At 59.8% G+C, this 20684-nt stretch carries 22 protein-coding genes and 1 pseudogene; 6 read left to right on the plus strand and 17 right to left on the minus strand.

Features of this window, described 5'->3' with window-relative positions; all coding sequences use genetic code 11:
• Positions 1-258: 258 nt before the first annotated feature.
• The 3 genes from ACM6IV_RS20800 (at position 259) to ACM6IV_RS20810 (ending at position 2872) form a co-directional block, all read left to right on the plus strand.
• Entirely contained in the window at positions 259-1056 is a 798-nt protein-coding gene (locus ACM6IV_RS20800; protein WP_414871445.1) for a transporter substrate-binding domain-containing protein, read from the plus strand.
• A gap of 129 nt (positions 1057-1185) precedes the next feature.
• The gene (locus ACM6IV_RS20805; RefSeq protein WP_414871446.1) at positions 1186-2145 is read left to right on the plus strand and encodes an amino acid ABC transporter permease; all 960 of its coding nucleotides are present in this window, start codon (positions 1186-1188) and stop codon (positions 2143-2145) included.
• Positions 2138-2872, plus strand: coding sequence for an amino acid ABC transporter ATP-binding protein (locus ACM6IV_RS20810; RefSeq protein WP_414871447.1), 735 nt, complete (start codon positions 2138-2140; stop codon positions 2870-2872). The genes ACM6IV_RS20805 and ACM6IV_RS20810 overlap by 8 nt, the downstream gene beginning before the upstream one ends.
• A 147-nt stretch (positions 2873-3019) precedes the next feature.
• Here ACM6IV_RS20810 and ACM6IV_RS20815 read toward each other — a convergent pair whose 3' ends face one another.
• The 11 genes and pseudogenes from ACM6IV_RS20815 to ubiE form a co-directional block, all read right to left on the minus strand.
• Complete coding sequence (locus tag ACM6IV_RS20815; RefSeq protein WP_371748299.1) at positions 3020-3892, minus strand: methyl-accepting chemotaxis protein; 873 nt, start codon at positions 3890-3892, stop codon at positions 3020-3022.
• A pseudogene (locus ACM6IV_RS20820) lies at positions 3875-4936 on the minus strand (methyl-accepting chemotaxis protein); the annotation flags it as partial. The pseudogene ACM6IV_RS20820 and the gene ACM6IV_RS20815, both read right to left, overlap by 18 nt.
• 93 nt (positions 4937-5029) lie before the next feature.
• Positions 5030-5737 (minus strand): 16S rRNA (uracil(1498)-N(3))-methyltransferase, encoded by a 708-nt coding sequence (locus ACM6IV_RS20825; protein ID WP_414871448.1) that lies wholly within the window; start codon positions 5735-5737, stop codon positions 5030-5032.
• Positions 5734-6525 (minus strand): twin-arginine translocase subunit TatC, encoded by a 792-nt coding sequence (tatC, locus tag ACM6IV_RS20830; RefSeq protein ID WP_007909342.1) that lies wholly within the window; start codon positions 6523-6525, stop codon positions 5734-5736. Before tatC ends, ACM6IV_RS20825 begins: the two co-directional genes overlap by 4 nt.
• Positions 6522-6992, minus strand: coding sequence for a Sec-independent protein translocase protein TatB (gene tatB / locus ACM6IV_RS20835; protein ID WP_414871449.1), 471 nt, complete (start codon positions 6990-6992; stop codon positions 6522-6524). The genes tatC and tatB overlap by 4 nt, the downstream gene beginning before the upstream one ends.
• Before the next feature lie 10 nt (positions 6993-7002).
• On the minus strand, positions 7003-7284 hold the full coding sequence (locus ACM6IV_RS20840; RefSeq protein WP_003220847.1) for a twin-arginine translocase TatA/TatE family subunit: 282 nt from the start codon (positions 7282-7284) through the stop codon (positions 7003-7005).
• A gap of 25 nt (positions 7285-7309) precedes the next feature.
• Positions 7310-7642, minus strand: a complete 333-nt coding sequence (locus ACM6IV_RS20845; protein WP_007909355.1) for a phosphoribosyl-ATP diphosphatase — start codon at positions 7640-7642, stop codon at positions 7310-7312.
• The gene (gene hisI, locus ACM6IV_RS20850) at positions 7635-8036 is read right to left on the minus strand and encodes a phosphoribosyl-AMP cyclohydrolase (protein WP_414871450.1); all 402 of its coding nucleotides are present in this window, start codon (positions 8034-8036) and stop codon (positions 7635-7637) included. The genes ACM6IV_RS20845 and hisI overlap by 8 nt, the downstream gene beginning before the upstream one ends.
• Before the next feature lie 81 nt (positions 8037-8117).
• Positions 8118-9722 carry a ubiquinone biosynthesis regulatory protein kinase UbiB gene (gene ubiB / locus ACM6IV_RS20855; RefSeq protein ID WP_414871451.1) on the minus strand — a complete coding sequence of 535 codons (1605 nt, stop codon included), beginning with the start codon at positions 9720-9722 and terminating at the stop codon, positions 8118-8120.
• Positions 9719-10342, minus strand: coding sequence for an SCP2 domain-containing protein (locus tag ACM6IV_RS20860; protein WP_007909360.1), 624 nt, complete (start codon positions 10340-10342; stop codon positions 9719-9721). The genes ubiB and ACM6IV_RS20860 overlap by 4 nt, the downstream gene beginning before the upstream one ends.
• Complete coding sequence (ubiE, locus tag ACM6IV_RS20865) at positions 10342-11112, minus strand: bifunctional demethylmenaquinone methyltransferase/2-methoxy-6-polyprenyl-1,4-benzoquinol methylase UbiE (RefSeq protein WP_008080626.1); 771 nt, start codon at positions 11110-11112, stop codon at positions 10342-10344. The genes ACM6IV_RS20860 and ubiE overlap by 1 nt, the downstream gene beginning before the upstream one ends.
• Before the next feature lie 154 nt (positions 11113-11266).
• On the opposite strand from ubiE, the gene ACM6IV_RS20870 reads away from it, so the two are divergent.
• From ACM6IV_RS20870 to ACM6IV_RS20880, 3 genes are all read left to right on the plus strand, one after another.
• Complete coding sequence (locus ACM6IV_RS20870) at positions 11267-11542, plus strand: polyhydroxyalkanoic acid system family protein (RefSeq protein WP_038360037.1); 276 nt, start codon at positions 11267-11269, stop codon at positions 11540-11542.
• Between the two features lie 243 nt (positions 11543-11785).
• On the plus strand, positions 11786-12208 hold the full coding sequence (locus ACM6IV_RS20875; RefSeq protein ID WP_041074948.1) for a phasin family protein: 423 nt from the start codon (positions 11786-11788) through the stop codon (positions 12206-12208).
• Between the two features lie 10 nt (positions 12209-12218).
• On the plus strand, positions 12219-13127 hold the full coding sequence (locus tag ACM6IV_RS20880; protein WP_414871452.1) for a phasin family protein: 909 nt from the start codon (positions 12219-12221) through the stop codon (positions 13125-13127).
• A gap of 253 nt (positions 13128-13380) precedes the next feature.
• On the opposite strand, the gene ACM6IV_RS20885 is transcribed toward ACM6IV_RS20880, so the two are convergent.
• From ACM6IV_RS20885 to hslU, 6 genes are all read right to left on the minus strand, one after another.
• On the minus strand, positions 13381-14001 hold the full coding sequence (locus ACM6IV_RS20885) for a TetR/AcrR family transcriptional regulator (RefSeq protein ID WP_095187463.1): 621 nt from the start codon (positions 13999-14001) through the stop codon (positions 13381-13383).
• A 30-nt stretch (positions 14002-14031) separates the two neighbouring features.
• Positions 14032-15714, minus strand: coding sequence for a class II poly(R)-hydroxyalkanoic acid synthase (phaC, locus tag ACM6IV_RS20890; protein ID WP_414871453.1), 1683 nt, complete (start codon positions 15712-15714; stop codon positions 14032-14034).
• Between the two features lie 136 nt (positions 15715-15850).
• Entirely contained in the window at positions 15851-16705 is an 855-nt protein-coding gene (gene phaZ / locus ACM6IV_RS20895; protein WP_034152967.1) for a poly(3-hydroxyalkanoate) depolymerase, read from the minus strand.
• A gap of 137 nt (positions 16706-16842) precedes the next feature.
• On the minus strand, positions 16843-18522 hold the full coding sequence (phaC, locus tag ACM6IV_RS20900) for a class II poly(R)-hydroxyalkanoic acid synthase (RefSeq protein WP_414871454.1): 1680 nt from the start codon (positions 18520-18522) through the stop codon (positions 16843-16845).
• Positions 18523-18780: 258 nt separating this feature from the next.
• Positions 18781-19158, minus strand: a complete 378-nt coding sequence (locus tag ACM6IV_RS20905) for a gamma-butyrobetaine hydroxylase-like domain-containing protein (protein WP_414871455.1) — start codon at positions 19156-19158, stop codon at positions 18781-18783.
• A gap of 153 nt (positions 19159-19311) precedes the next feature.
• Positions 19312-20649 (minus strand): ATP-dependent protease ATPase subunit HslU, encoded by a 1338-nt coding sequence (gene hslU, locus ACM6IV_RS20910; RefSeq protein WP_414871456.1) that lies wholly within the window; start codon positions 20647-20649, stop codon positions 19312-19314.
• Positions 20650-20684: the final 35 nt, after the last annotated feature.

A 20684-nucleotide genomic window follows, 5' to 3' on the forward strand; every position in this document is an offset into this window, starting at 1 on the left:
TCGAGTTACACCGACCTGAGATATCGAGTCGAACTCAAGTTTTGAATATTCCCCGATCTGCTCCCTTTCCCCCTCGCCCCCTTGGGGGAGAGGGTTGGGGTGAGGGGGTAGCTCTTGATTGTTAAACAAATCGTCCATTAAACCTTGTGCAAAAAAACGAGTGCGTTAGCATCCGTCCCCGAATTGGCGCACCCGGGCTTTTTTGCCCGTCATTGTTGGTTTTCGCGCCGCACACGCAATGGTTTTGGGGACTTGAAGATGAAGAAGTATCTGTCGATGCTGCTGGTCGGCGTCACGGCACTGGTTGCAGTCAATGCGGCACAGGCTGGCGCAATCGATGACGCGGTCAAGCGCGGCACGTTGAAAGTCGGTATGGATCCGACCTACATGCCGTTCGAAATGACCAACAAGCGCGGCGAAATCATCGGCTTCGAAGTCGACATTCTCAAAGCCATGTCCAAGGCCATGGGCGTCAAGCTGGAACTGGTTTCCACCGCTTACGACGGTATCATCCCGGCGCTGATGACTGACAAGTTCGACATGATCGGCAGTGGCATGACTCTGACCCAGGAACGCAACCTGCGCCTGAACTTCAGCGAACCGTTCATCGTCGTTGGCCAGACCCTGCTGATACGCAAGGAGCTGGAAGGCACCATCAAGTCCTATAAAGACCTGAACACTGCCGACTACCGCATTACTTCCAAGCTTGGCACCACCGGCGAGATGGTTGCCAAAAAGCTGATCTCCAAAGCCAAGTACCACGGCTACGACAACGAGCAGGAAGCCGTGCTCGACGTGGTCAACGGCAAGGCCGACGCGTTCATTTACGACGCGCCGTACAACGTCGTTGCGGTAAACAAGGTCGGCGCCGGCAAACTGGTATTCCTCGACAAGCCGTTCACTTACGAGCCGCTGGCGTTCGGTCTGAAGAAGGGCGATTACGACAGCCTGAACTTCATCAACAACTTCTTGCACCAGATCCACGAAGACGGCACTTACGATCGCATCCATGACAAGTGGTTCAAGAGCACCGAGTGGCTCAAGGACATGGAATAAGCCCGGTCATATAGACCGAGTCGCCCCATTCGCGAGCAAGCTCGCTCCCACAGAGGAATGCATTCCAATGTGGGAGCGAGCTTGCTCGCGAAGGGGCCCTCCAGAGCAACACAAAATCCGGAACCTGCAATGAAACAGAAAAAAGCCCAATGGCCCTGGCACGTCCTCACCGTGCTGGTGCTGGTCGGCCTGGCGGGCGCGTTGTATTACGCGACGTCGCTGATGTCCTACGAATGGCGCTGGAACCGCGTGCCGCAGTACTTTGCCTATCAGGCCGAGGAAACCCAGCGTGCCACGGACATCTCCACCGTCACAGAACTCGTGCGCAAGGGCAGCAGCGCACAAGTCACCCTGCGCAACGACGCCGGTGACGAACAGCATCTGACCGTCGACGAGAACAGCCTGCAATTCGCTCAGGGCGACGATGTGGCCGAAGGCGACGTCGTGGGCGTCACTCGCCATTGGGCGGCAGGACCGCTGTTGTGGGGCCTGTGGACGACGCTTTGGCTGTCAGTAGTGTCCGGGATTCTGGGGTTGCTGATCGGTCTGGTTACCGGCCTGTGCCGTTTGTCGAGCAACCCGACCCTGCGTGACCTCTCGACCATCTACGTCGAACTGGTGCGCGGTACGCCGTTGCTGGTGCAGATCTTCATTTTCTACTTCTTCATCGGCACGGTGATGAACCTGTCCCGTGAATTTGCCGGGATCGCCGCACTGTCGCTGTTCACCGGCGCCTACGTGGCGGAGATCATCCGCTCCGGCGTGCAATCGATCGCCCGTGGCCAGAACGAGGCGGCGCGCTCGCTCGGTCTGAGTGCCGGTCAGTCGATGCGCCATGTGGTGCTGCCACAAGCGTTCAAACGCGTGCTGCCGCCGCTGGCCGGGCAGTTCATCAGTCTGGTCAAGGACACCTCGCTGGTGTCGGTGATCGCCATCACCGAGTTGCTGAAAAGCGGCCGTGAAGTCATCACTACCTCGTTCTCGCCGTTCGAGATCCTGTTCTGCGTTGCCGGCCTGTACCTGTTGATCAACCTGCCGCTGTCGAAAATCGCCGGCCGGCTTGAGCGGAGGCTCGCGCAAAGTGATTGAAGTCCGCGATCTGGTAAAAGTCTTCGACACCCGTGGGCAAGTGGTGCGCGCGGTGGATAGCGTCAGCACCACGGTGGCCAGGGGCGAAGTGCTGGTGGTGATCGGGCCGTCGGGTTCCGGCAAGTCGACCTTCCTGCGTTGCCTCAATGGCCTGGAAGAATTCGATTCCGGCTCGGTGAGCATCGACGGCCTGCAACTGGCCGACCCGAAAACCGACGTCAACGCCTACCGCCGCGAAGTCGGCATGGTGTTCCAGCATTTCAACCTGTTCCCGCACATGACCGTGCTGGAAAACCTTTGTCTGGCGCAGAAAGTCGTGCGCAAGCGCGGCAAGAAAGAGCGCGAAGCCAAGGCGATGGAATTGCTGCAGAAGGTCGGCATTGCACAGAAGGCCAACGAATTTCCGTCGCGCCTGTCCGGCGGTCAGCAACAGCGCGTGGCGATTGCCCGGGCGTTGGCGATGGAGCCGAAGGTGATGTTGTTCGATGAGCCGACCTCGGCCCTCGACCCGGAAATGGTCGGCGAAGTACTGGACGTGATGAAGAACCTCGCCGTGGAAGGCATGACCATGGTTTGCGTCACCCACGAAATGGGTTTCGCCCGGGAAGTGGCGGATCGGGTGTTGTTCTTCGATCACGGCAAGTTGCTGGAAGATGCTGCGCCGGCCGAGTTTTTCGATGCACCGAAGGATCCGCGTGCGCAGGCCTTTCTGCGTCAGGTCTTGTAATTTCAGCGTCTGACCTGCCGCTTTCGCGAGCAAGCCCGCTCCCACATTAGACCGTGTCCGCTTGGACAACTCGGTCAACTGTGGGAGCGGGCTTGCTCGCGAAATGCATCACCTCGGTCCACAGCGAACCGAGGCAGATCAATCACCTCAAACCTTGAATCGACCGACCAGCATCTGCAGATGCGTGCCCAGCCGCGCCAGCTCAACGCTGGAAGCCGCCGTCTCTTCACTTGCCGCCGACGTCTGATCCGACACATCCCGCACATTCAGCACGCTGCGGTTGATCTCTTCCGCCACCGCGCTCTGCTGTTCGGCCGCTGCGGCGATCTGCTGGTTCATTGCTTGAATCGCAGACACGGTGCGGGTGATGCTTTCCAGTGAGCCACCGGCCCGACGGGTCAACTCGACGCTGCTGTCGGTCAGGGTGCGGCTGTTGTCCATGATCGTCGCCACTTGTTGGGTGCCGTTCTGCAGGCCGACGATCAGCTCTTCGATTTCTTCGGTGGACTTCTGCGTACGTTGCGCGAGGCTGCGCACTTCATCGGCGACCACGGCAAAACCACGCCCGGCTTCACCGGCGCGCGCGGCCTCGATGGCGGCGTTGAGGGCCAGCAGGTTGGTTTGCTGGGCCACGGATTTGATCACGTCGAGGACGCTGCCGATCTTGTCGCTTTCGCGCTTGAGTTCGCCCATGGCTTCGGTGGAGTGACCGACTTCAGCGGCCAGACGCTCGATCTGCGCGATCGCTTCGCCCACCACTTTGTCGCCTTCGCGGGCTTGCTGGTCGGCAGCGACGGCGGCTTCGGAAGCTTCCTCGGCGTTACGCGCGACTTCCTGCACAGTGGCGGCCATTTCGTTCATGGCGGTCGCGACCTGATCGGTCTCGATTTTCTGATTGTTGACCCCGGCGCTGGTCTGCTCGGTCACCGCCGAGAGTTCTTCGGCGGCGCTGGCAATTTGGGTGACGCCATCGCTGATCCCGCCGACCAGTTCACGCAGGCCTTGGGTCATGCTTTGCATCGAGCGTTGCAGTTGACCGAGTTCGTCCCGACGCAGCGAGACCAGGTTGTGGGTCAGGTCGCCAGCGGCTACGCGCTCGGCGACTTTCAGGGTCTGGTTCAGGGGGATGATGATCTGCCGGGTAATCGCCCAGGCGGCCAGCAGGCCGAACGCGACGGCGAGCGCGGTGGCGATCAGCAGCAGGTTCTTGGCTCGTGCTGCGTCAGTGTCGCGAACCACGGTCTGCGATTCGGTCAGTTTCTTGCTGACAGCGATCAAAATGTCGCCCTGAGCAGACATGTTGGCCAGTGCTGCAGCGTTTTTTACTTGAGAATCACGGAATTGCGCCACGGCTGCACGGTAGGCCTTGAGCGAGTCGGTGGCTTGCTGCAGGTTGGCGATGTGCTGCTCCGGAACGCGGGACGGCAGGCTTTCGAGGTTTTTCAGGGCATTGTCGATCGCGGTCAGGGCAGGTTGCTCGGCATCGGCCTTGCCGCTGTAGGTGTAGCCGCGCACTTGATAACGCGCTTGCTGCAGCAGTTTGCTCAGTTCGATCACGGCGTTGTATTGCGCGACGCTCTCGCCTTGCAGGAGGGCGCTCTCGACGTCAGCGACTTTGGCCACGGCATTGTCGGCGTTCGCGCCAAGCTTGCTGCGTGCGTCCTCACGCTGCACGGTGGCCTGGGTCATTTCGCCGAAGGCACGCTTGTATTCGGCCACGGCGGCCAATTGCTGATCGACCATCGCCACATCGGCCGGCTGCTCGATCATGCCGCGTGCCGACTGCAGGCCGCTGTCGAGTTTGCTCAGGAGTTCATTGACCGCGCCCGGGCCTTGTTCGCCGCGACGCATGTCGTAGTCCATGCGCGCCAGGCGCAAGTCCTTGGTCAGCTCGTTGAGGCTGGAGATAAAGCCGAGTTTGTCACCGCGGCTGATAATACCGCTCATGCCGGTCCAGCCGGTGAAGGTGATCAACAGTGTCAGCAACAGCACCAGGCCGAAACCGATGCCCAGCTTGCGTTTGACGCTGACGTTTCCAAGACTCTCGGCTAACCAACGGTACATGCGACCACTCCCTTCGGACCACTAATTGGACTTATGGGGAGGGTATCGGCCGGGTGATGGCAATCTGTAACGCCATTTATCTGGTGCGCGGAATCAGAAGAGCCGGGCGAGGAGGGCGGTGACGGCGGTTTCGACACGCAGGATGCGCTCGCCGAGTTGCACCGGTTGCAGGCCGGACTTGGCCAGCAGATCGATTTCGTAAGGAATCCAGCCGCCTTCGGGACCAATGGCCAGCGTCACCGGTTCGCTGAGTGCGCGCGGGCACGGTGGGAAGTTGCCGGGGTGGCCAACCAGTCCGAGGGTGCCGTCGGTAATCGCCGGCAGCCGGTCTTCAACGAATGGCTTGAAGCGCTTTTCGATGATGACTTCCGGCAGCACGGTATCGCGAGCCTGTTCGAGGCCGAGGATCAGGTTTTCGCGAATCGCGCCAGGCTCAAGAAACGGCGTCTGCCAGAAACTCTTCTCGACCCGATAGCTGTTGACCAGGATCACCTTCGACACGCCCATGGTTGCCACAGTCTGAAACACCCGGCGGAGCATTTTCGGACGCGGCAGCGCAAGCACAAGGGTCAACGGCAATTTGGCCGGAGGCGGCTGATCGAGGCTGACGCGCAGCTCGGCTTCACCCGCTTCGAGGCGCAGCAGCTCGGCCGAACCCATCAGCCCATTGATGCGGCCGACGCGCAGGCTGTCACCGACTTCCGAGCGGTGGACTTCCTGCATGTGCGTCAGGCGTCGATCACGCAGGATCACGCGGTCGGCCGCGATGAAATCGGCTTCTTCAAGCAACAGCAGGTTCATGCCTGGGTCGCTGGCGGCTGGTCGTTGTGGTCGTCGGCCGGGTTCTCGTCCGGGCGTTCGCGCTTGCTGATCAAGCCACCGAACAGAATGCCGATTTCAAACAGCATCCACATCGGCACGGCCAGCAGGGTCTGCGAGAAGATGTCCGGCGGGGTGAGGATCATGCCAACCACGAAGCAGCCGATGATCACGTACGGGCGGATCTTCTTCAGGTAAGCCACGTCGACCACGCCAATCCACACCAGCAGCACCACGGCCACCGGGATCTCGAACGCTACGCCGAAGGCGAAGAACAGCGTCATGACGAAATCGAGGTAACTGGCGATGTCGGTCATCATTTCCACGCCGGCCGGGGTGGCCGCAGCGAAGAACTTGAAGATCAGCGGGAACACGAAGTAATAGGCGAACGCCATGCCGGTGTAGAACAACAGGATGCTGGATACCAGCAGCGGCACCGCAATGCGTTTCTCATGTTTGTACAGACCCGGTGCGATAAAGCCCCAGATCTGATGCAGGATCACCGGGATCGCGAGGAACAGCGAGACCATCATCGTCAGCTTCAGCGGTGTCAGGAACGGCGACGACACATCGGTGGCGATCATCGTCGCGCCGACCGGCAGGTACTGGCGCAGCGGCGTCGAGACGAAGGTGTAGATCTGCTGGGTGAAGGCGAACAGCCCGGCGAAGATGATGAAGATCGCCGCCACGCAACGCAGCAGGCGGGTGCGCAACTCGGTGAGGTGCGAAACCAGCGGCATGTGCTGGTCGTTTTCGGGGAGATCGCTCATGGGGCTCGCGGCGGCAATGTTGGGTCGTGAGGCGCTGGTTGGATCGGCGCGGCGGTTGGGGCTACGTGTTCGACCGAGGCTTCTGCAGGCGCTGGCACTGGTTCTGCCGGCGCTACAGCGGCAGCAGGTGCAGGTGTCGGAGCAGGCGCAACAGGTGTAGTCGGCGCATGAATCGTCTGCTGCCCGACATGTTCGACTTCAACCGGCGTCGGCTCTTGCTGAACCGGGCTGAAAATCTTCCGCGCCTCCTGCTCAAGCGACAGAATGTGCTCGTTGTGCAGTTGCCGACGAATTTCGTCGGCACCGATTTCACGTTCAACTTCCTGTTTGATCGCGTTGAAGCTGCGCTTCAGCCGTCCGACCCAAAGGCCGGCGGTACGCGCAGCGCCCGGCAGACGCTCGGGGCCCAGCACCAGCAGGGCGACGAGGCCGACGAGCAGCAGTTCAGAGAAGCTGATACCAAACATTAGTCAGTGCTCACACGTCTTTGCGGATCGGCTCTTCGACTTTCTGCGCCTGCACGTCGATGGTGTGCGGCGGGTTGGCCTGAGCGGTGGCTTGCGGCTGCACCGGTGGCACTGGCTGTGCAGGCGTCACGGTTGGATCAGCGGCGGGCTTTTCGTCGTCGTTCATGGCTTTGCGGAAGCCCTTGATCGATTCGCCAACGTCGGTGCCGAGGTTTTTCAGTTTCTTGGTGCCGAACACCAGCACCACGACTACCAGAATGACGATCCAGTGTTTCCAGTCAAAAATGCCCATGTTGCTGTTCCTCTCTAGAAATTGTTCAGGCGGACGGACGCGAGGCTTTCTCGACGTGTCCGGACAGGCCAAAGCGACGATCCAGTTCATCCAGCACAGCCTGCGGATGCTGCCCCAGTTGGGCGAGCATGACCATGCTGTGGAACCACAGGTCGGCGGTTTCGTAGATCACATCGCTGCAGTCGCCGCTGATGGCGGCGTCTTTGGCGGCAATAATGGTTTCGACCGACTCTTCGCCGACTTTCTCCAGAATCTTGTTCAAGCCCTTGTGATACAGACTGGCCACATACGAGCTGTCGGCGGCTGCGCCTTTGCGCTCTTCGAGCACTTCGGCCAGGCGGGTCAGAGTGTCACTCATGTTTGTGTCCTGCGGAATAGATGGCGTGCGGGTCTTTCAGAATCGGATCGACCGTTTTCCAGTCACCGTTTTCGAAAACGCGGTAAAAGCAGCTTTGACGGCCGGTATGGCAGGCGATGTCGCCGATCTGTTCAACCATCAGGATGATCACGTCGGCGTCACAGTCCAGACGCATTTCATGCAGGGTCTGTACGTGGCCGGACTCTTCGCCCTTGCGCCACAGTCTGCCACGGGAACGTGACCAGTAGATTGCACGGTTTTCCGCAGCGGTCAGTTCGAGCGCCTCGCGGTTCATCCAGGCCATCATCAGCACGCGTCCGGTCTTGTGATCCTGGGCAATCGCCGGCACCAGGCCATCAGCGTCCCATTTGATCTCGTCCAGCCAGTTGTTCATTTTCGACTCCGACAGCGAACCCCACACTTCAATAGTCGGGTTCAGGCATTGAAACAGTGTGCCAGCCGATCACGAAACTGGCTATCGGCGAACGACCAGATACAAGCCCACGGCCACCATGATTCCTGCCGGCCAATGCCCCAATTCGTTTAGCGGGCCACCGATAGCGAGGATCACCCCGCCAGCCAGATGCGCACAACCGAGCAGGCGCAGGAACCAGTCGTCCTTGCGTTTATGCCATGGTGGTGGCGGATCGTAGGCGTGCGGCTGGGACATGCGCTCGAGCAGATCGCGGGCCATGTTGGCCAGGTGCGGCAACTGTTCAAACTGGCTCTGCACGTTGCCGAGCAAGGCTTTCGGGCTGACGCGCTCGCGCATCCAGCGCTCGAGGAACGGCTGCGCGGTGTTCCACAGGTCCAGATCCGGATACAACTGACGACCGAGGCCTTCGATGTTCAGCAGGGTCTTTTGCAGCAGCACCAGTTGCGGCTGCACTTCCATGTTGAAGCGCCGCGCGGTCTGGAACAGGCGCATCAGCACCTGGCCAAATGAAATATCTTTTAACGGTTTTTCGAAAATCGGTTCGCAGACTGTGCGGATCGCCGCTTCGAATTCATTGAGCTTGGTTTCCGCCGGCACCCAGCCCGAATCGATGTGCAGTTGCGCCACGCGACGGTAGTCACGCTTGAAGAACGCGAACAGGTTGCGTGCCAGATAGTCCTGGTCTTCCGGGGTCAGGCTGCCGACGATGCCGCAGTCGATCGCAATGTACTGCGGACTCCAGGGGTTGACGGTGCTGACGAAGATGTTGCCCGGGTGCATGTCGGCGTGGAAAAAACTGTCGCGGAACACTTGAGTAAAGAAGATTTCCACACCGCGCTCGGCGAGCATTTTCATGTCGGTGCGCTGATCGGCGAGGGTGGCCAGATCGGTGACCTGAATGCCGTAGATGCGCTCCATCACCAGCACTTTCGGCCGGCACCAGTCCCAATAGACTTGCGGCACGTAGAGCAGCGGCGAACCTTCGAAGTTGCGCTTCAACTGGCTGGCGTTGGCCGCCTCGCGCAGCAGGTCGAGTTCGTCGTAGATGGTTTTTTCGTAGTCCTGCACGACGTCGACCGGGTGCAGCAGGCGCGCGTCGGCCGAGAGCTTTTCGGCGGCGCGGGCAAGAATGAACAGCCACGCCAGGTCCTGCGCGATGATCGGTTTCAAGCCCGGGCGGATCACCTTGACCACGACTTCTTCGCCGGTTTTCAGCTGCGCGGCATGCACCTGCGCCACCGAAGCCGAGGCCAGCGGTTCGACGTCGAAGCGGCTGAACACGTCGCTGATCTTCTTGCCCAGTTGCTCTTCGATCAGCTTGATCGACAGCTGCGAGTCGAACGGCGGCACGCGATCCTGCAGTAGCATCAGCTCATCGGCGATGTCTTCCGGCAGCAAGTCGCGGCGGGTCGAGAGAATCTGTCCGAACTTGATGAAAATCGGCCCGAGATCCTGCAGCGCCAGACGCAAGCGCGCACCGCGGTTCAGCTCCAGTGGCTTGCGCGGCAGCCAGCGCCACGGCAGCGCAAAGCGCAATGCCAGGAGGAACCAGGGCAGCGGCAGATCGAACAGCAGGTCATCGAGGCGGTAGCGAATCACGACGCGCTGGATGCGCAACAGACGGCGGACGGCAAGCAGCTTCATGCGTTATCGCTTGGGTCGAGGGATCGGGAAAGGCGCTCGAAACGCGCCTCGAGACGTTCCAGATCAAGTTTGATCCGGTCCAGTTCGCTGAATCGCGCTTCGGCTTCGCGCTGCCCGACGAGGGTGCGCGATTCTTCGGCGAGGTATTCGGCGAGGTTCTGGTTGAGGCTGGCAAATCCTTGTTGATACCAGCGTGCACGGCTGCGCAGGTGGCCACCGACCAATTGCGTGGCGACCGGGCCGAGCCAGCGCGAGAGTTCGTACTCCCAGTCCAGCTCAAGATCCTGCAGCACACCGGCCAGCTCCAGCAGCACGCCGCTGTCGCCATCGAGTTCGACTTCCGGGGCGTGCAACACCGCAGTCTTGTCTTTGCTCACGGCCAGTTTGATCAGGCTCGAGGCCGGCGCGCGCAGGGTGCAGTCGACGCCGGTTTCCCAATGGGACGCCAGCATCAGACCTTCATCGCTCGGCAGGATGAACAGTTGCAACGCCGGGCTGCGGCAGTCGACGGCAATCACCTTGCCGGTCAAATGCGCCAGTCGCGGCAGCGCCGTGCTGTCGAGACGCAGCACCCGGTTGAGGCCGAGTTCAACGCTGGCGAGCAGCCCGGTGAGCAACATCAGGGCTTGATGCCGCGGTGCAGGGCGACGATGCCTGCGGTCATGTTGTGATAGGTCACGCGGTCGAAACCGGCGTCGACCATCATTGACTTCAGGGTTTCCTGATTCGGGTGCATGCGGATCGATTCGGCCAGGTAGCGATAGCTTTCCGAATCGTTGGTGATCAGCTTGCCCATCAGCGGCATGAAGGCGAACGAGTAAGCGTCGTAGGCTTTCGACATCAGCGCGTTGGTCGGCTTGGAAAATTCCAGCACCAGCAAACGACCGCCGGGCTTGAGCACGCGCAGCATCGAACGCAAGGCGTCTTCTTTATGCGTCACGTTGCGCAGACCGAAGGCGATGGTCACGCAGTCGAAGTGGTTGTCCGGGAACGGCAGTTTTTCCGCGTCCGCCTGAACGAATTCGACGTTGCCGGCCACACCCAGATCGAGCAGACGGTCACGGCCGACCTTGAGCATCGATTCGTTGATGTCGGCCAGCACCACTTGGCCGGTCGGGCCAACCAGGTGCGAGAACTTTTTGGTCAGGTCACCGGTGCCGCCGGCGATGTCCAGCACGCGGTTGCCGCTGCGCACGCCGGACAGTTCGATCGCGAAACGCTTCCACAGACGGTGCATGCCGCCCGACAGAAGGTCGTTCATCAGGTCGTACTTGGCGGCTACCGAGTGGAAAACCTCAGCGACTTTTTCCGCTTTCTGGCTTTCCGGAACGTTTTTGAAGCCGAAGTGAGTGGTGGGTTCGGCATCGCTGCCTTTGCGCTGATCAGTCATATCGCTGTCACCAAAAGAGAATGCGCGACATTCTAATCCCCAAGCCATGCTTTGTCTTGGAATGGCTAAAGGTAAGATGGGCAACCTTCGGGACGATTTGCCGCAGCGGCGGTCAAGATTTACCGATACCTATTCATAAATCAGGAGTCATGCAATGGCCAAAATCACAGTTGAGCGTGCCCATAACCTGGGTAAGGAAGCCGCCCGCGAGAAGGCCGACAAGCTGGCGCAGAAACTCTCCGATCAATACGGCCTGGAGCCGCAGTGGTCGGGCGACACCCTGAACCTCAAACGCTCGGGCGTGAAAGGCGCGGTACATGTGGCGGACGATTCGATCAAGGTCGACGTGGAACTGGGCCTGATGATGTCGGCCATGAGCGGCATGATCAAAGCCGAGATCGAGAAAGCCCTCGATAAAGCCTTGGTCTGATTCCTGGTTGCAATGCGATCCCTTGTGGGAGCGGGCTTGCTCGCGAATGCGGTGTGTCAGTCGACTCAGATATTGACTGATACACCGCATTCGCGAGCAAGCCCGCTCCCACATTGGTCTTGTAGTGCCCCTGCTGTTTATGTCAGTTGTTAGGGTGCCGTTTCTAATTTTTCTACCTACTTTGTGCCTGAGCCCGACAAACCTGCGGGCAGTTCCTCAAACCTTCTGCGCGTGAGGTGCACCATGGCCAAAGTTATTTTGAAGAAAAAAATCGACGCTTCGACTTCTGCTCTGAGCGACGTCAAATCCTATGCCCGCAAGATCTGGCTGGCAGGCCTGGGTGCCTACGCCAAGGTCGGCCAAGAGGGCAGCGATTACTTTCAAGAGCTGATCAAGGCTGGTCAAACTGTTGAAAAGAAAGGCAAAAAAGCCGTCACCGAAAAACTCGAAGCGGCCAACGCCGAGATCGATGAAGCCAAGGGCGAAGTGAGTTCTTTCAAAGGTCGTGTCGAAGTTCAGCTCGACAAGGTCGAGAAGGCGTTCGACTCCCGTGTAGCAAGCGCCTTGAATCGTATCGGCATTCCGTCTAAACATGACGTTGAGACACTCTCTGCTAAGCTCGATGAGCTGACGGCATTGCTCGAACGCGTCGCGCGTAAATCTTAAGGAGAACGGGATGGCTGGTAAAAAGAACACCGATAAAGAAGGCAGCTCGTGGATCGGGAAAGTCGAAGACTACTCCCGCAAAATCTGGCTGGCTGGTTTAGGCGTGTACTCGAAGATCGACACTGACGGCAGCAAGCTCTTCGATGCATTGGTCAAAGACGGCGAGAAAGCCGAGAAGCTCACCAAGTCCGCAGTCGGCAAGAAAGTCGATGCCGCCAAGGATTCCGCTTCTTCGGCCAAGTCGCGCATCAGCGGCGTGAAAGATCGCGCACTGGGCAAGTGGGACGAGCTGGAAGGGGCTTTCGACAAGCGCCTGAACAGCGCGATTTCGCGCCTGGGTGTACCGAGCCGCAATGAAGTCAAAGCGCTCAACAGCAAGGTCGACACACTGACCAGGCAGATCGAGAAACTTACCGGTCTGAAAGCTCAGCCGGTGGCGGCGAAAACCGCTGCGGCAAAACCGGCAGCGAAAACTGCGGCGGCCAAACCAGCGGCAAAATCCGCTGCCAAGCCACTGGCCAAAGCGGCGGCTAAACCCGCAGCAAAAGCAGCGGCCAAGCCTGCAGCAAAAACCGCAGCGGCCAAGCCAGCTGCTAAAGCTGCAGCCAAACCGGTTGCTGCCAAAGCCGCCGCCAAACCGGCAGCAAAACCTGCGGCCAAAACTGCAGCGAAACCTGCCGCTAAGCCTGCTGCGAAAACCGCTGCCGCCAAACCGGCTGCCAAGCCAGCAGCGAAACCCGCTGCGGCGAAGAAACCGGCAGTGAAAAAACCGGCCGCGCCGAAACCGGCCGCACCTGCTGCAGCCAAACCGGCCACCCCGGCAGCTCCGGTGAGTGCGTCCAACTCCGCCGCAGCACCGACTCCGGCGGCCACCCCGACTGCTGCATCGACCCCGTCGACGCCAACCAGTCAGTCCTGATTTATCAGGGCAAAACAAAACGCCCGGCCTGTGAAGGTCGGGCGTTTTTGTATCTGAATTCCAACAGCCCCTCACCCTAGCCCTCTCCCAGAGGGAGAGGGGACCGATTGGGGGATGCTTCAGCCTTACACCGACCTGAACGTGTCGGATTGAATCCATAATCGACTGGATTTTTCAGGTCGCCGTATCGCGTAAGACCATAAGGTCAGTCCCCTCTCCCTCTGGGAGAGGGTTAGGGTGAGGGGCTTTTGATTCAGTCATGGTCTTCAAGATACTGAAGAGCCATCCGCTCCGTCGCGACCTTAACCGGCGGCAGCAAGTGCGGCGCCACCAGCATCATGATCTGGTACACGACCAAACGAACCTCACCCTCACGATCCAGAATCCGCTGATAATCCAGCGAGAACAGCAACGTCATGGTGATCTGTTCAACCAGTTGCCCCAACGCCTGCGTATCACTGACCAGTTGCCCCGAAGCCTTCAACCGCGCCAGCAACGACGCCAGTGTGCGCTTCAAGGCATTGAGCAGATGACGAATACCCTTGGCCAGTTTCGGTAGCCGTCCGGCGAGGTTCGACAGGTCCTGGAACAAAAAGCGGTACTGCGCCAGCCGCTCGACGATCAGGTGCAAAAAAAGCCAGTAATCCTCCGGCGCCAGTTCCACATCCGACGGCGGGTCGAGCAGTGGTGCCAGTTCATTCTGGAAGCGTTCGAACAAGCCGAGAATCAGCGGTTCCTTGCCGTGGAAATGGTAGTAGAGGTTGCCCGGGCTGATCCCCATTTCATTGGCCACTTCCATGGTGGAGACATTCGGCTCGCCCTTTTCGTTGAACAGTTGCAGAGCACATTCGAGAATCCGGTCGCGGGTTTTCATCCAGTCTTCTTAGAAAAGTTCGGTTAAGCGTCAGCGCACACGCACGTAAGTACCGGGCGCTGCCTCCATCGGTGGATAGTTCGGGTTGCCCAGGGTAAACGTGGTTTCGTGCTGCGCCCCGGAGCGTTGCTGTATCCACGCCAGCCACTGTGGCCACCAACTGCCGTCGACGTGCTTGCCGTCGTAATACCAGGCTCGCGGGTCGCTGCTCATCTTGGCGTTCTCGACGTACGCTGCTTTCGGGTTACTCGGCGGGTTGAGGATGCTCTGCACATGGCCGCTGTTGGACAGTACAAAGCGCCGTTCGCCTCCGAGCAGCAGGGTCGAGCGATACACCGCATCCCACGGCGTGATGTGGTCGTTCATGCCGGCGACGCTGAAGCTGTCGACGGTGACTTTCTGCAAATCGATCGGCGTGCCACAGACTTCCAGTCCGCCCGGATGGGTCAACGGGTTGTGCTTGAAGAAGTCCAGCAGGTCGCCGTGAAACGCCGCCGGCAGACGGGTGTTGTCGTTGTTCCAGTAGAGGATATCGAAGGCTGGCGGCTCTTTGCCCAGCAGGTAATTGTTGACGAAGTAGCTCCAGATCAAATCGTTGGGACGCATCCAAGCGAACACCTTGGCCATGTCGCGACCGTCGAGCACGCCCTTCTGATAGGAGCGGCGCTTGGCGGCTTCAAGGGTCTGTTCGTCGGCGAAGAGGGTGGCCGGGGTTTCGATCTGGCTGTCGAGCAGGCTGACCAGGTAGGTTGCGCTGGAGACTCGACGCAGTTGCCGCTTGGCCTGCAAATGCCCTTGCAGGGCGGCGATGGTCAGGCCGCCGGCGCAGGCGCCCATCAGGTTGACCTCACGAGCGCCGGTGATCGCCCGGCAGATGTTCATCGCTTCTTCTACCGCTTCGACGTACGTCGACAGGCCCCATTCGCGATGGCGTACATCCGGGTTGCGCCAGCTGATCATGAAGGTCTGCAGACCATTTTTCAGCGCGTACTGGACGAAGCTGTTGTTTGGGCTCAGGTCGAAAATGTAGTACTTGTTGATTTGCGGCGGCACCACCAACAGTGGCTTGGCGTACTGCTTTTCGCTCATCGGCCGGTACTGGATCAGCTCCAGCATCTCGTTGCGAAACACCACCGAACCGGTGGTGGTGGCAACGGTCTTGCCGACCTCGAAAGCCTGTTTGGTCACCTGGCGCGGCAGGCCATCGTTGTGCAGCAGGTCATCGAACAAATGACTGAGGCCGCGCACCAGACTGTGCCCGCCGGAGTTGAACAGCTCCTTGACCGCCAACGGGTTGAGCAGGGTGTTGGACGGCGCCACAGCGTCGTTGAGCAAGGTAAAAGCGAAGTGCGCGCGGGCGCGATCGTCATCGCTCATGTTGCTTTCGTCAATCCAGCTTTTGACCTGTTTTTGCCAGGCCAGATAGGCCTGCAGGCTGCGCCGGTAGAACGGATTGAGGCTCCACGCCGGATCAGCGAAGCGGCTGTCGTTCGGGTTGGTCGGGTGCAGGGTTTCGCCGAGCAGCACGCGGCCCAGTTGACCGCCGAGTTTCAACGCGTGCCTGGCACTGTGAATCGGGTTGCGCAGGCCATGGGCGGCGACACTGCGCAAGGTCGAGATCAGGTCTCGGCCCCGCAGGCCGGTGATCGCACTTTGTGCGTTGATGAACACGGCGGGGCTGGGCACCACGCCCGTCGCTGGTTTGTCGCGCATGACTCAACACTCCTTCGTCTTCAGGTCAAAAACAAACTCACCGAACCAGAACACCATAGACGCTGTTGCGGGTTGCTGCCTGCGCGGCGTCCTGCCGCGCACTGTACAAAAGCCTGCATAAAGCCTGCCGGAAGGGTTATCCGCCCAACGGTGTCGGATGTGGATGCATCACCGCGCGCTGACGTTCCTCCTGGAGAAACTTCATGATGATTGGCGCCACCGCTTCGGCGCGAGTAATCAGGAACAGATGCCCGTCGTCGATGATGTGCAGTTGGGCGTTGGGAATGCGCCAGGCGAGCATGCGCATGTTGATCAGCGGGATCAGCGGATCGTCGTCACCGGCCAGCACCAGCGTCGGTTGATGGATCTTGTGCAGCCAGTGAATGCTGGTCCAGCCGAGGCCGGCGAACAGTTGCCAGTAGTAACCGAGCTTGCCCGCCGAACGCACTTTCGCCGCGTGACTGGCTGCCAGCGTCGGGTCGCGACGGAACGAGCCGCCGTAGATCAGCGGCGCGATGCGAATCACGTGGGACGGCTGAATGTAGCGCCGCGGACTGGCCATCATCCACAGCACTTTCGGCTTGCCTGGCACCATCACCGCGCCGGCCGCAGTCGCCGCGAGCACCAGTTTCTTGCAGCGCTCGGGGTAGTCGTAGGCGAACTGCTGCGCCAGTGCGCCGCCCCACGATACGCCGATGACGTTGACCTGACCGTAGTCGAGGTAATCGAGCATCCGCGACGTCAGTTTGGCCAGACCGGGAAAGCGATACGGCCGGTTCGGCGTCGAGGAACCGCCGACACCGGGCACGTCGAAGGCGATCACTTCCAGATCCGGGTCCAGCGCCGCGACAAACGGAAACACCAGCTCCAGGTTGGCGCCGATGCCGTTGAAAATCAGCAAGGGAGTCAAGTGAGGCTTGCCGGGGCGTACCGCCGTGCGGAGGGTCTGGCCATCCAGATCGACGGTACGGAATATGAACGGTTGCGGCATGCTTCAGGCCCTGTGGATGGAGTCTGTTTCTCAAATTTATAACTGTGGGAGCGAGCTTGCTCGCGAATGCGGTCAATCATTCAACATTGATGGTGACTGACACGATGCTTTCGCGAGCAAGCTCGCTCCCACAGGTTTTACCGCTCGTGAACGTAAGTGCCCGGCGAGGCTTCACCGGCCGGGTACGCCTTGTTGCCCAGTTTCAGCGGGGCCTTCTTCAGATTGCCCGAGCGCTCGGCCTGCCACGCCTGCCAGTACAGCCACCAGGAATCGGTGTGCTTGGTCGAGTTTTCTTGCCACTCATCGGCGTTGGTGGCCATTTCTTCACCGGTCATGTAGCGCGATTTCGGGTTGCCCGGCGGGTTTAGAATGCTCTGGATATGCCCGCTGCTCGACAGCACGAATTCGACCTTGCCGCCAAACAACTGCGCCGACTTGTAGCAGGACTTCCACGGCGTGATGTGGTCGTTGGTGCCGGCCAGCGAGAAGATGTCGGCCGTGACCTGCTTGAGGTCGATTGGCGTGCCGCACACTTCCAGTGCATTCGGGCGGATCAGTGGATTGTTTTTGAACATCTCGATCAGGTCGCCGTGGAACGCGGCGGGCAACCGTGTGGTGTCGTTGTTCCAGAACAGGATGTCGAACACCGGCGGCTCGTTGCCGAGCAGGTAGTTGTTGACCCAGTAGTTCCAGATCAGGTCATTGGGGCGCATCCAGGCGAAGACCTTGGCCATGTCCTTGCCTTCGAGCACGCCGGCCTGATACGAGTGACGCTTGGCGGTTTCCAGAGTCTGCTCGTCGACGAACAGGGCGACGTCGCTGTCCAGCGTCGTGTCGAGCACGCTGACCAGCAACGTGAGGGCATTGACCTTCTTCTCGCCGATCGCCGCGTAGTGGCCGAGCAGGGCGGTGCAGGTGATGCCGCCGGAGCAGGCGCCAAGCATGTTCACGTCTTTGCTGCCGGTAATTGCGGTGACCACGTCGACGGCTTCCTTCAGCGCGTCGATGTAGGTCGACAGGCCCCATTCGCGTTGGGCCTTGGTCGGGTTGCGCCAACTGACGATGAACGTCTGCACGTTATTGCGCAGGCAGAAGCGCGCCAGACTCTTGTCCGGGCTTAAATCGAAGACGTAGAACTTGTTGATCTGCGGCGGCACCACCAGCAGTGGACGTTCGTGGACTTGCTCGGTGATCGGCTTGTACTGGATCAGTTCCAGCACGTCGTTACGAAACACCACCGCGCCTTCGGTGACGCCGAGGCTCTTGCCGACTTCGAACGCGCCCATGTTGACCTGGCTCGGCATGCCGCCGTTGTGCACCAGATCCTTGGCCAGATGCGAGAGGCCATCGAGCAGACTTTTGCCGCCGGTTTCGAAGAAGCGTTTGACCGCGGCCGGGTTGGCGGCGGTGTTGGTCGGGGCCATGGCTTCGGTCATCAGGTTGATCACGAAGTGGCCGCGCGCGATGTCTTTCGGTGACAGGCTGCTGTCGTCGATCCAGGCATGAAGTTCCTTGCGCCACGCCAGATAGGTTTGCAGATAACGTTTGTAGAGCGGGTTCTGGCTCCACGCAGGATCGGCGAAGCGACGGTCATCGCCAGCCGGTTGCAGTTCGGATTTGCCAAACAACACGTTCTTCAGTTCGAGGCCGAAATGGGTGACGTGTTTAACGCTATGGATCGGTTGTTTGATGGCCTGTTTCAGCACCATACGAGCAGAGGCCAGCAGATCCTTTCCGCGCAGCCCAACGACGGGATTAAGCCCCAGGGTGTTTTCCGAGGCTTGGTACTTCAGGTCATCGTTATTCTTGTTACTCATCTACGACGCTCCATTGTCCTGAGACGAGTACCCGGTTTTCTGCTGTGCAGTTCCACAGCCAATGCCAGGTACTACTGCTCGGGTGACCGTTAATTCTGCATAGCTGCTTTACAGTCGTAGAGCATTGCAGGGAACTTGCCAGCTCCATTGGTTACCCGAGTTTAATTTTTTTCGCAAGCAGGCCGATCCTCGGCCACACAGCAGAGCATTCAAACAGATGAATTTAGAAAATGCCCTCTAAAGAGCAAGACGCACGGACTAGAGCATCAGCTTGACGAACGACTCGTTCGGGTCGCGGGATTTTCCCGCGGCGCGCAGCTCGGTCAGATAATCGTCCCAGAGTTCGTTCTGGCGTTTGCCGAGTTCGTAGAGATAGTCCCAGGTAAACAAGCCGCTGTCGTGACCGTCGTCGAAGGTCAGTTTCAGTGCATAGTTTCCGGCCGGTTCCAGCTTGCTCAATCCGACGTGGAGCTTGCCGAATTGCAGGATCGGTTTGCCGTGGCCCTGGACCTCGGCGGAGGGGGAATGCACGCGCAGGAATTCGGCGGGCAGGGTGTATTCCTCGCCGGACGCGTAGGTGAGCGTCAGGGTTTTCGAGGCTTTGTGCAGTTTGATGTCGGTGGGAATTGAGGTCATGGCCTGGCGTCCGTTGTGTGGGTGACCCTGATTCAAATGTGGGAGCGGGCTTGCTCGCGAAAGCGGTGTATCAGACAACAATGATGTCGACTGACACGGCCTCTTCGCGAGCAAGCCCGCTCCCACAGGGTCCGCTACCGCTGTAAGTATGGCTTACAGAATATAACGGGACAGGTCTTCGTTCTGCGCCAATTCGCCGAGGTGGCTGTCGACGTATTCGGCGTCGATCAGGATCGGCTTCTCATCGTGAGTACTGGCCAGATCGCCGGCGCTGAACGACACCTCTTCAAGCAGACGCTCAAGGAGTGTGTGCAGGCGACGGGCGCCGATGTTCTCGGTCTTCTCGTTGACCTGCCAGGCGATCTCCGCCAGACGCTTGATGCCTTCCGGCTGGAACTGGATGTTCAGGCCTTCGGTTTTCAGCAGCGCGCAGTATTGCTCGGTGAGCGAAGCGTGCGGTTCGCTGAGGATGCGCTCGAAGTCTTCCGGGCTCAGCGCCTTGAGTTCGACGCGGATCGGCAGACGACCTTGCAGCTCCGGCACCAGATCGCTCGGCTTGCTCAAGTGGAAAGCACCGGATGCAATGAACAGGATGTGATCAGTCTTGACCATGCCCAGTTTGGTGTTGACGGTGCAGCCTTCGATCAACGGCAGCAGATCGCGCTGCACGCCTTCGCGGGACACATCGGCGCCGCCGACGTTACCGCGCTTGGCGACTTTGTCGATCTCGTCGATGAACACGATGCCGTGCTGTTCAACGGCTTCCAGTGCCTTGGCTTTCAGCTCTTCTTCGTTGACCAGACGCCCGGCTTCCTCGTCGCGCACGAGTTTCAGCGCTTCTTTGACCTTGAGCTTGCGCGCCTTCTTCTTGCCCTTGCCCATGTTGGCAAACAGCGACTGCAACTGGTTGGTCATCTCTTCCATGCCGGGTGGCGTGGCGATTTCGATACCGGACACTTCGGCGACTTCGATCTCGATTTCCTTGTCATCCAGCTGACCTTCGCGCAGGCGCTTGCGGAACAGCTGACGGGTGTTGGAATCGGAGCTTGGCGTTTCTTCATTGCTGAAGCCCATGCGCGCCGGCGGCAGCAGCGCGTCGAGGATACGATCCTCGGCAGCGTCTTCGGCGCGATGGCGAACGCGGGTCATTTCCTGCTCGCGGAGCATCTTGATCGCAGCGTCAGCGAGATCACGGATGATCGATTCGACGTCACGGCCAACGTAGCCGACTTCGGTGAACTTGGTCGCTTCGACCTTGATGAACGGCGCGTTGGCCAGTTTTGCCAGGCGTCGGGCGATCTCGGTTTTACCGACACCGGTCGGGCCGATCATCAGGATGTTCTTCGGGGTCACCTCAACGCGCAGCTCTTCAGGCAGCTGCATGCGGCGCCAGCGGTTGCGCAGGGCAATCGCGACGGCGCGCTTGGCATCGTCCTGGCCGATGATATGGCGGTTGAGTTCGTGGACGATTTCGCGGGGAGTCATGGACATAGTAATTGACGGTCCTCAAGCAGAAACAAGCCGTG

This window comes from Pseudomonas sp. IT-347P, from assembly GCF_949768005.1.
Classification (GTDB): domain Bacteria; phylum Pseudomonadota; class Gammaproteobacteria; order Pseudomonadales; family Pseudomonadaceae; genus Aquipseudomonas.

What these genes read in the sequence shown, in the direction of transcription:
- ACM6IV_RS20845 (WP_007909355.1), bottom strand. Translation starts at nt 7,642, where the DNA reads ATGAGTGACACTCTGACCCGCCTGGCCGAAGTGCTCGAAGAGCGCAAA.
- hisI (WP_414871450.1), bottom strand. Translation starts at nt 8,036, where the DNA reads ATGAACAACTGGCTGGACGAGATCAAATGGGACGCTGATGGCCTGGTG.
- ACM6IV_RS20840 (WP_003220847.1), bottom strand. Translation starts at nt 7,284, where the DNA reads ATGGGCATTTTTGACTGGAAACACTGGATCGTCATTCTGGTAGTCGTG.
- phaZ (WP_034152967.1), bottom strand. Translation starts at nt 16,705, where the DNA reads ATGCCGCAACCGTTCATATTCCGTACCGTCGATCTGGATGGCCAGACC.
- tatB (WP_414871449.1), bottom strand. Translation starts at nt 6,992, where the DNA reads ATGTTTGGTATCAGCTTCTCTGAACTGCTGCTCGTCGGCCTCGTCGCC.
- ACM6IV_RS20870 (WP_038360037.1), top strand. Translation starts at nt 11,267, where the DNA reads ATGGCCAAAATCACAGTTGAGCGTGCCCATAACCTGGGTAAGGAAGCC.
- phaC (WP_414871454.1), bottom strand. Translation starts at nt 18,522, where the DNA reads ATGAGTAACAAGAATAACGATGACCTGAAGTACCAAGCCTCGGAAAAC.
- ubiE (WP_008080626.1), bottom strand. Translation starts at nt 11,112, where the DNA reads ATGACTGATCAGCGCAAAGGCAGCGATGCCGAACCCACCACTCACTTC.
- ACM6IV_RS20905 (WP_414871455.1), bottom strand. Translation starts at nt 19,158, where the DNA reads ATGACCTCAATTCCCACCGACATCAAACTGCACAAAGCCTCGAAAACC.
- ACM6IV_RS20825 (WP_414871448.1), bottom strand. Translation starts at nt 5,737, where the DNA reads ATGAACCTGCTGTTGCTTGAAGAAGCCGATTTCATCGCGGCCGACCGC.
- ACM6IV_RS20885 (WP_095187463.1), bottom strand. Translation starts at nt 14,001, where the DNA reads ATGAAAACCCGCGACCGGATTCTCGAATGTGCTCTGCAACTGTTCAAC.
- ACM6IV_RS20815 (WP_371748299.1), bottom strand. Translation starts at nt 3,892, where the DNA reads ATGCAAAGCATGACCCAAGGCCTGCGTGAACTGGTCGGCGGGATCAGC.
- ACM6IV_RS20875 (WP_041074948.1), top strand. Translation starts at nt 11,786, where the DNA reads ATGGCCAAAGTTATTTTGAAGAAAAAAATCGACGCTTCGACTTCTGCT.
- ubiB (WP_414871451.1), bottom strand. Translation starts at nt 9,722, where the DNA reads ATGAAGCTGCTTGCCGTCCGCCGTCTGTTGCGCATCCAGCGCGTCGTG.
- ACM6IV_RS20880 (WP_414871452.1), top strand. Translation starts at nt 12,219, where the DNA reads ATGGCTGGTAAAAAGAACACCGATAAAGAAGGCAGCTCGTGGATCGGG.
- phaC (WP_414871453.1), bottom strand. Translation starts at nt 15,714, where the DNA reads ATGCGCGACAAACCAGCGACGGGCGTGGTGCCCAGCCCCGCCGTGTTC.
- tatC (WP_007909342.1), bottom strand. Translation starts at nt 6,525, where the DNA reads ATGAGCGATCTCCCCGAAAACGACCAGCACATGCCGCTGGTTTCGCAC.
- hslU (WP_414871456.1), bottom strand. Translation starts at nt 20,649, where the DNA reads ATGTCCATGACTCCCCGCGAAATCGTCCACGAACTCAACCGCCATATC.
- ACM6IV_RS20860 (WP_007909360.1), bottom strand. Translation starts at nt 10,342, where the DNA reads ATGTTGCTCACCGGGCTGCTCGCCAGCGTTGAACTCGGCCTCAACCGG.
- ACM6IV_RS20805 (WP_414871446.1), top strand. Translation starts at nt 1,186, where the DNA reads ATGAAACAGAAAAAAGCCCAATGGCCCTGGCACGTCCTCACCGTGCTG.
- ACM6IV_RS20800 (WP_414871445.1), top strand. Translation starts at nt 259, where the DNA reads ATGAAGAAGTATCTGTCGATGCTGCTGGTCGGCGTCACGGCACTGGTT.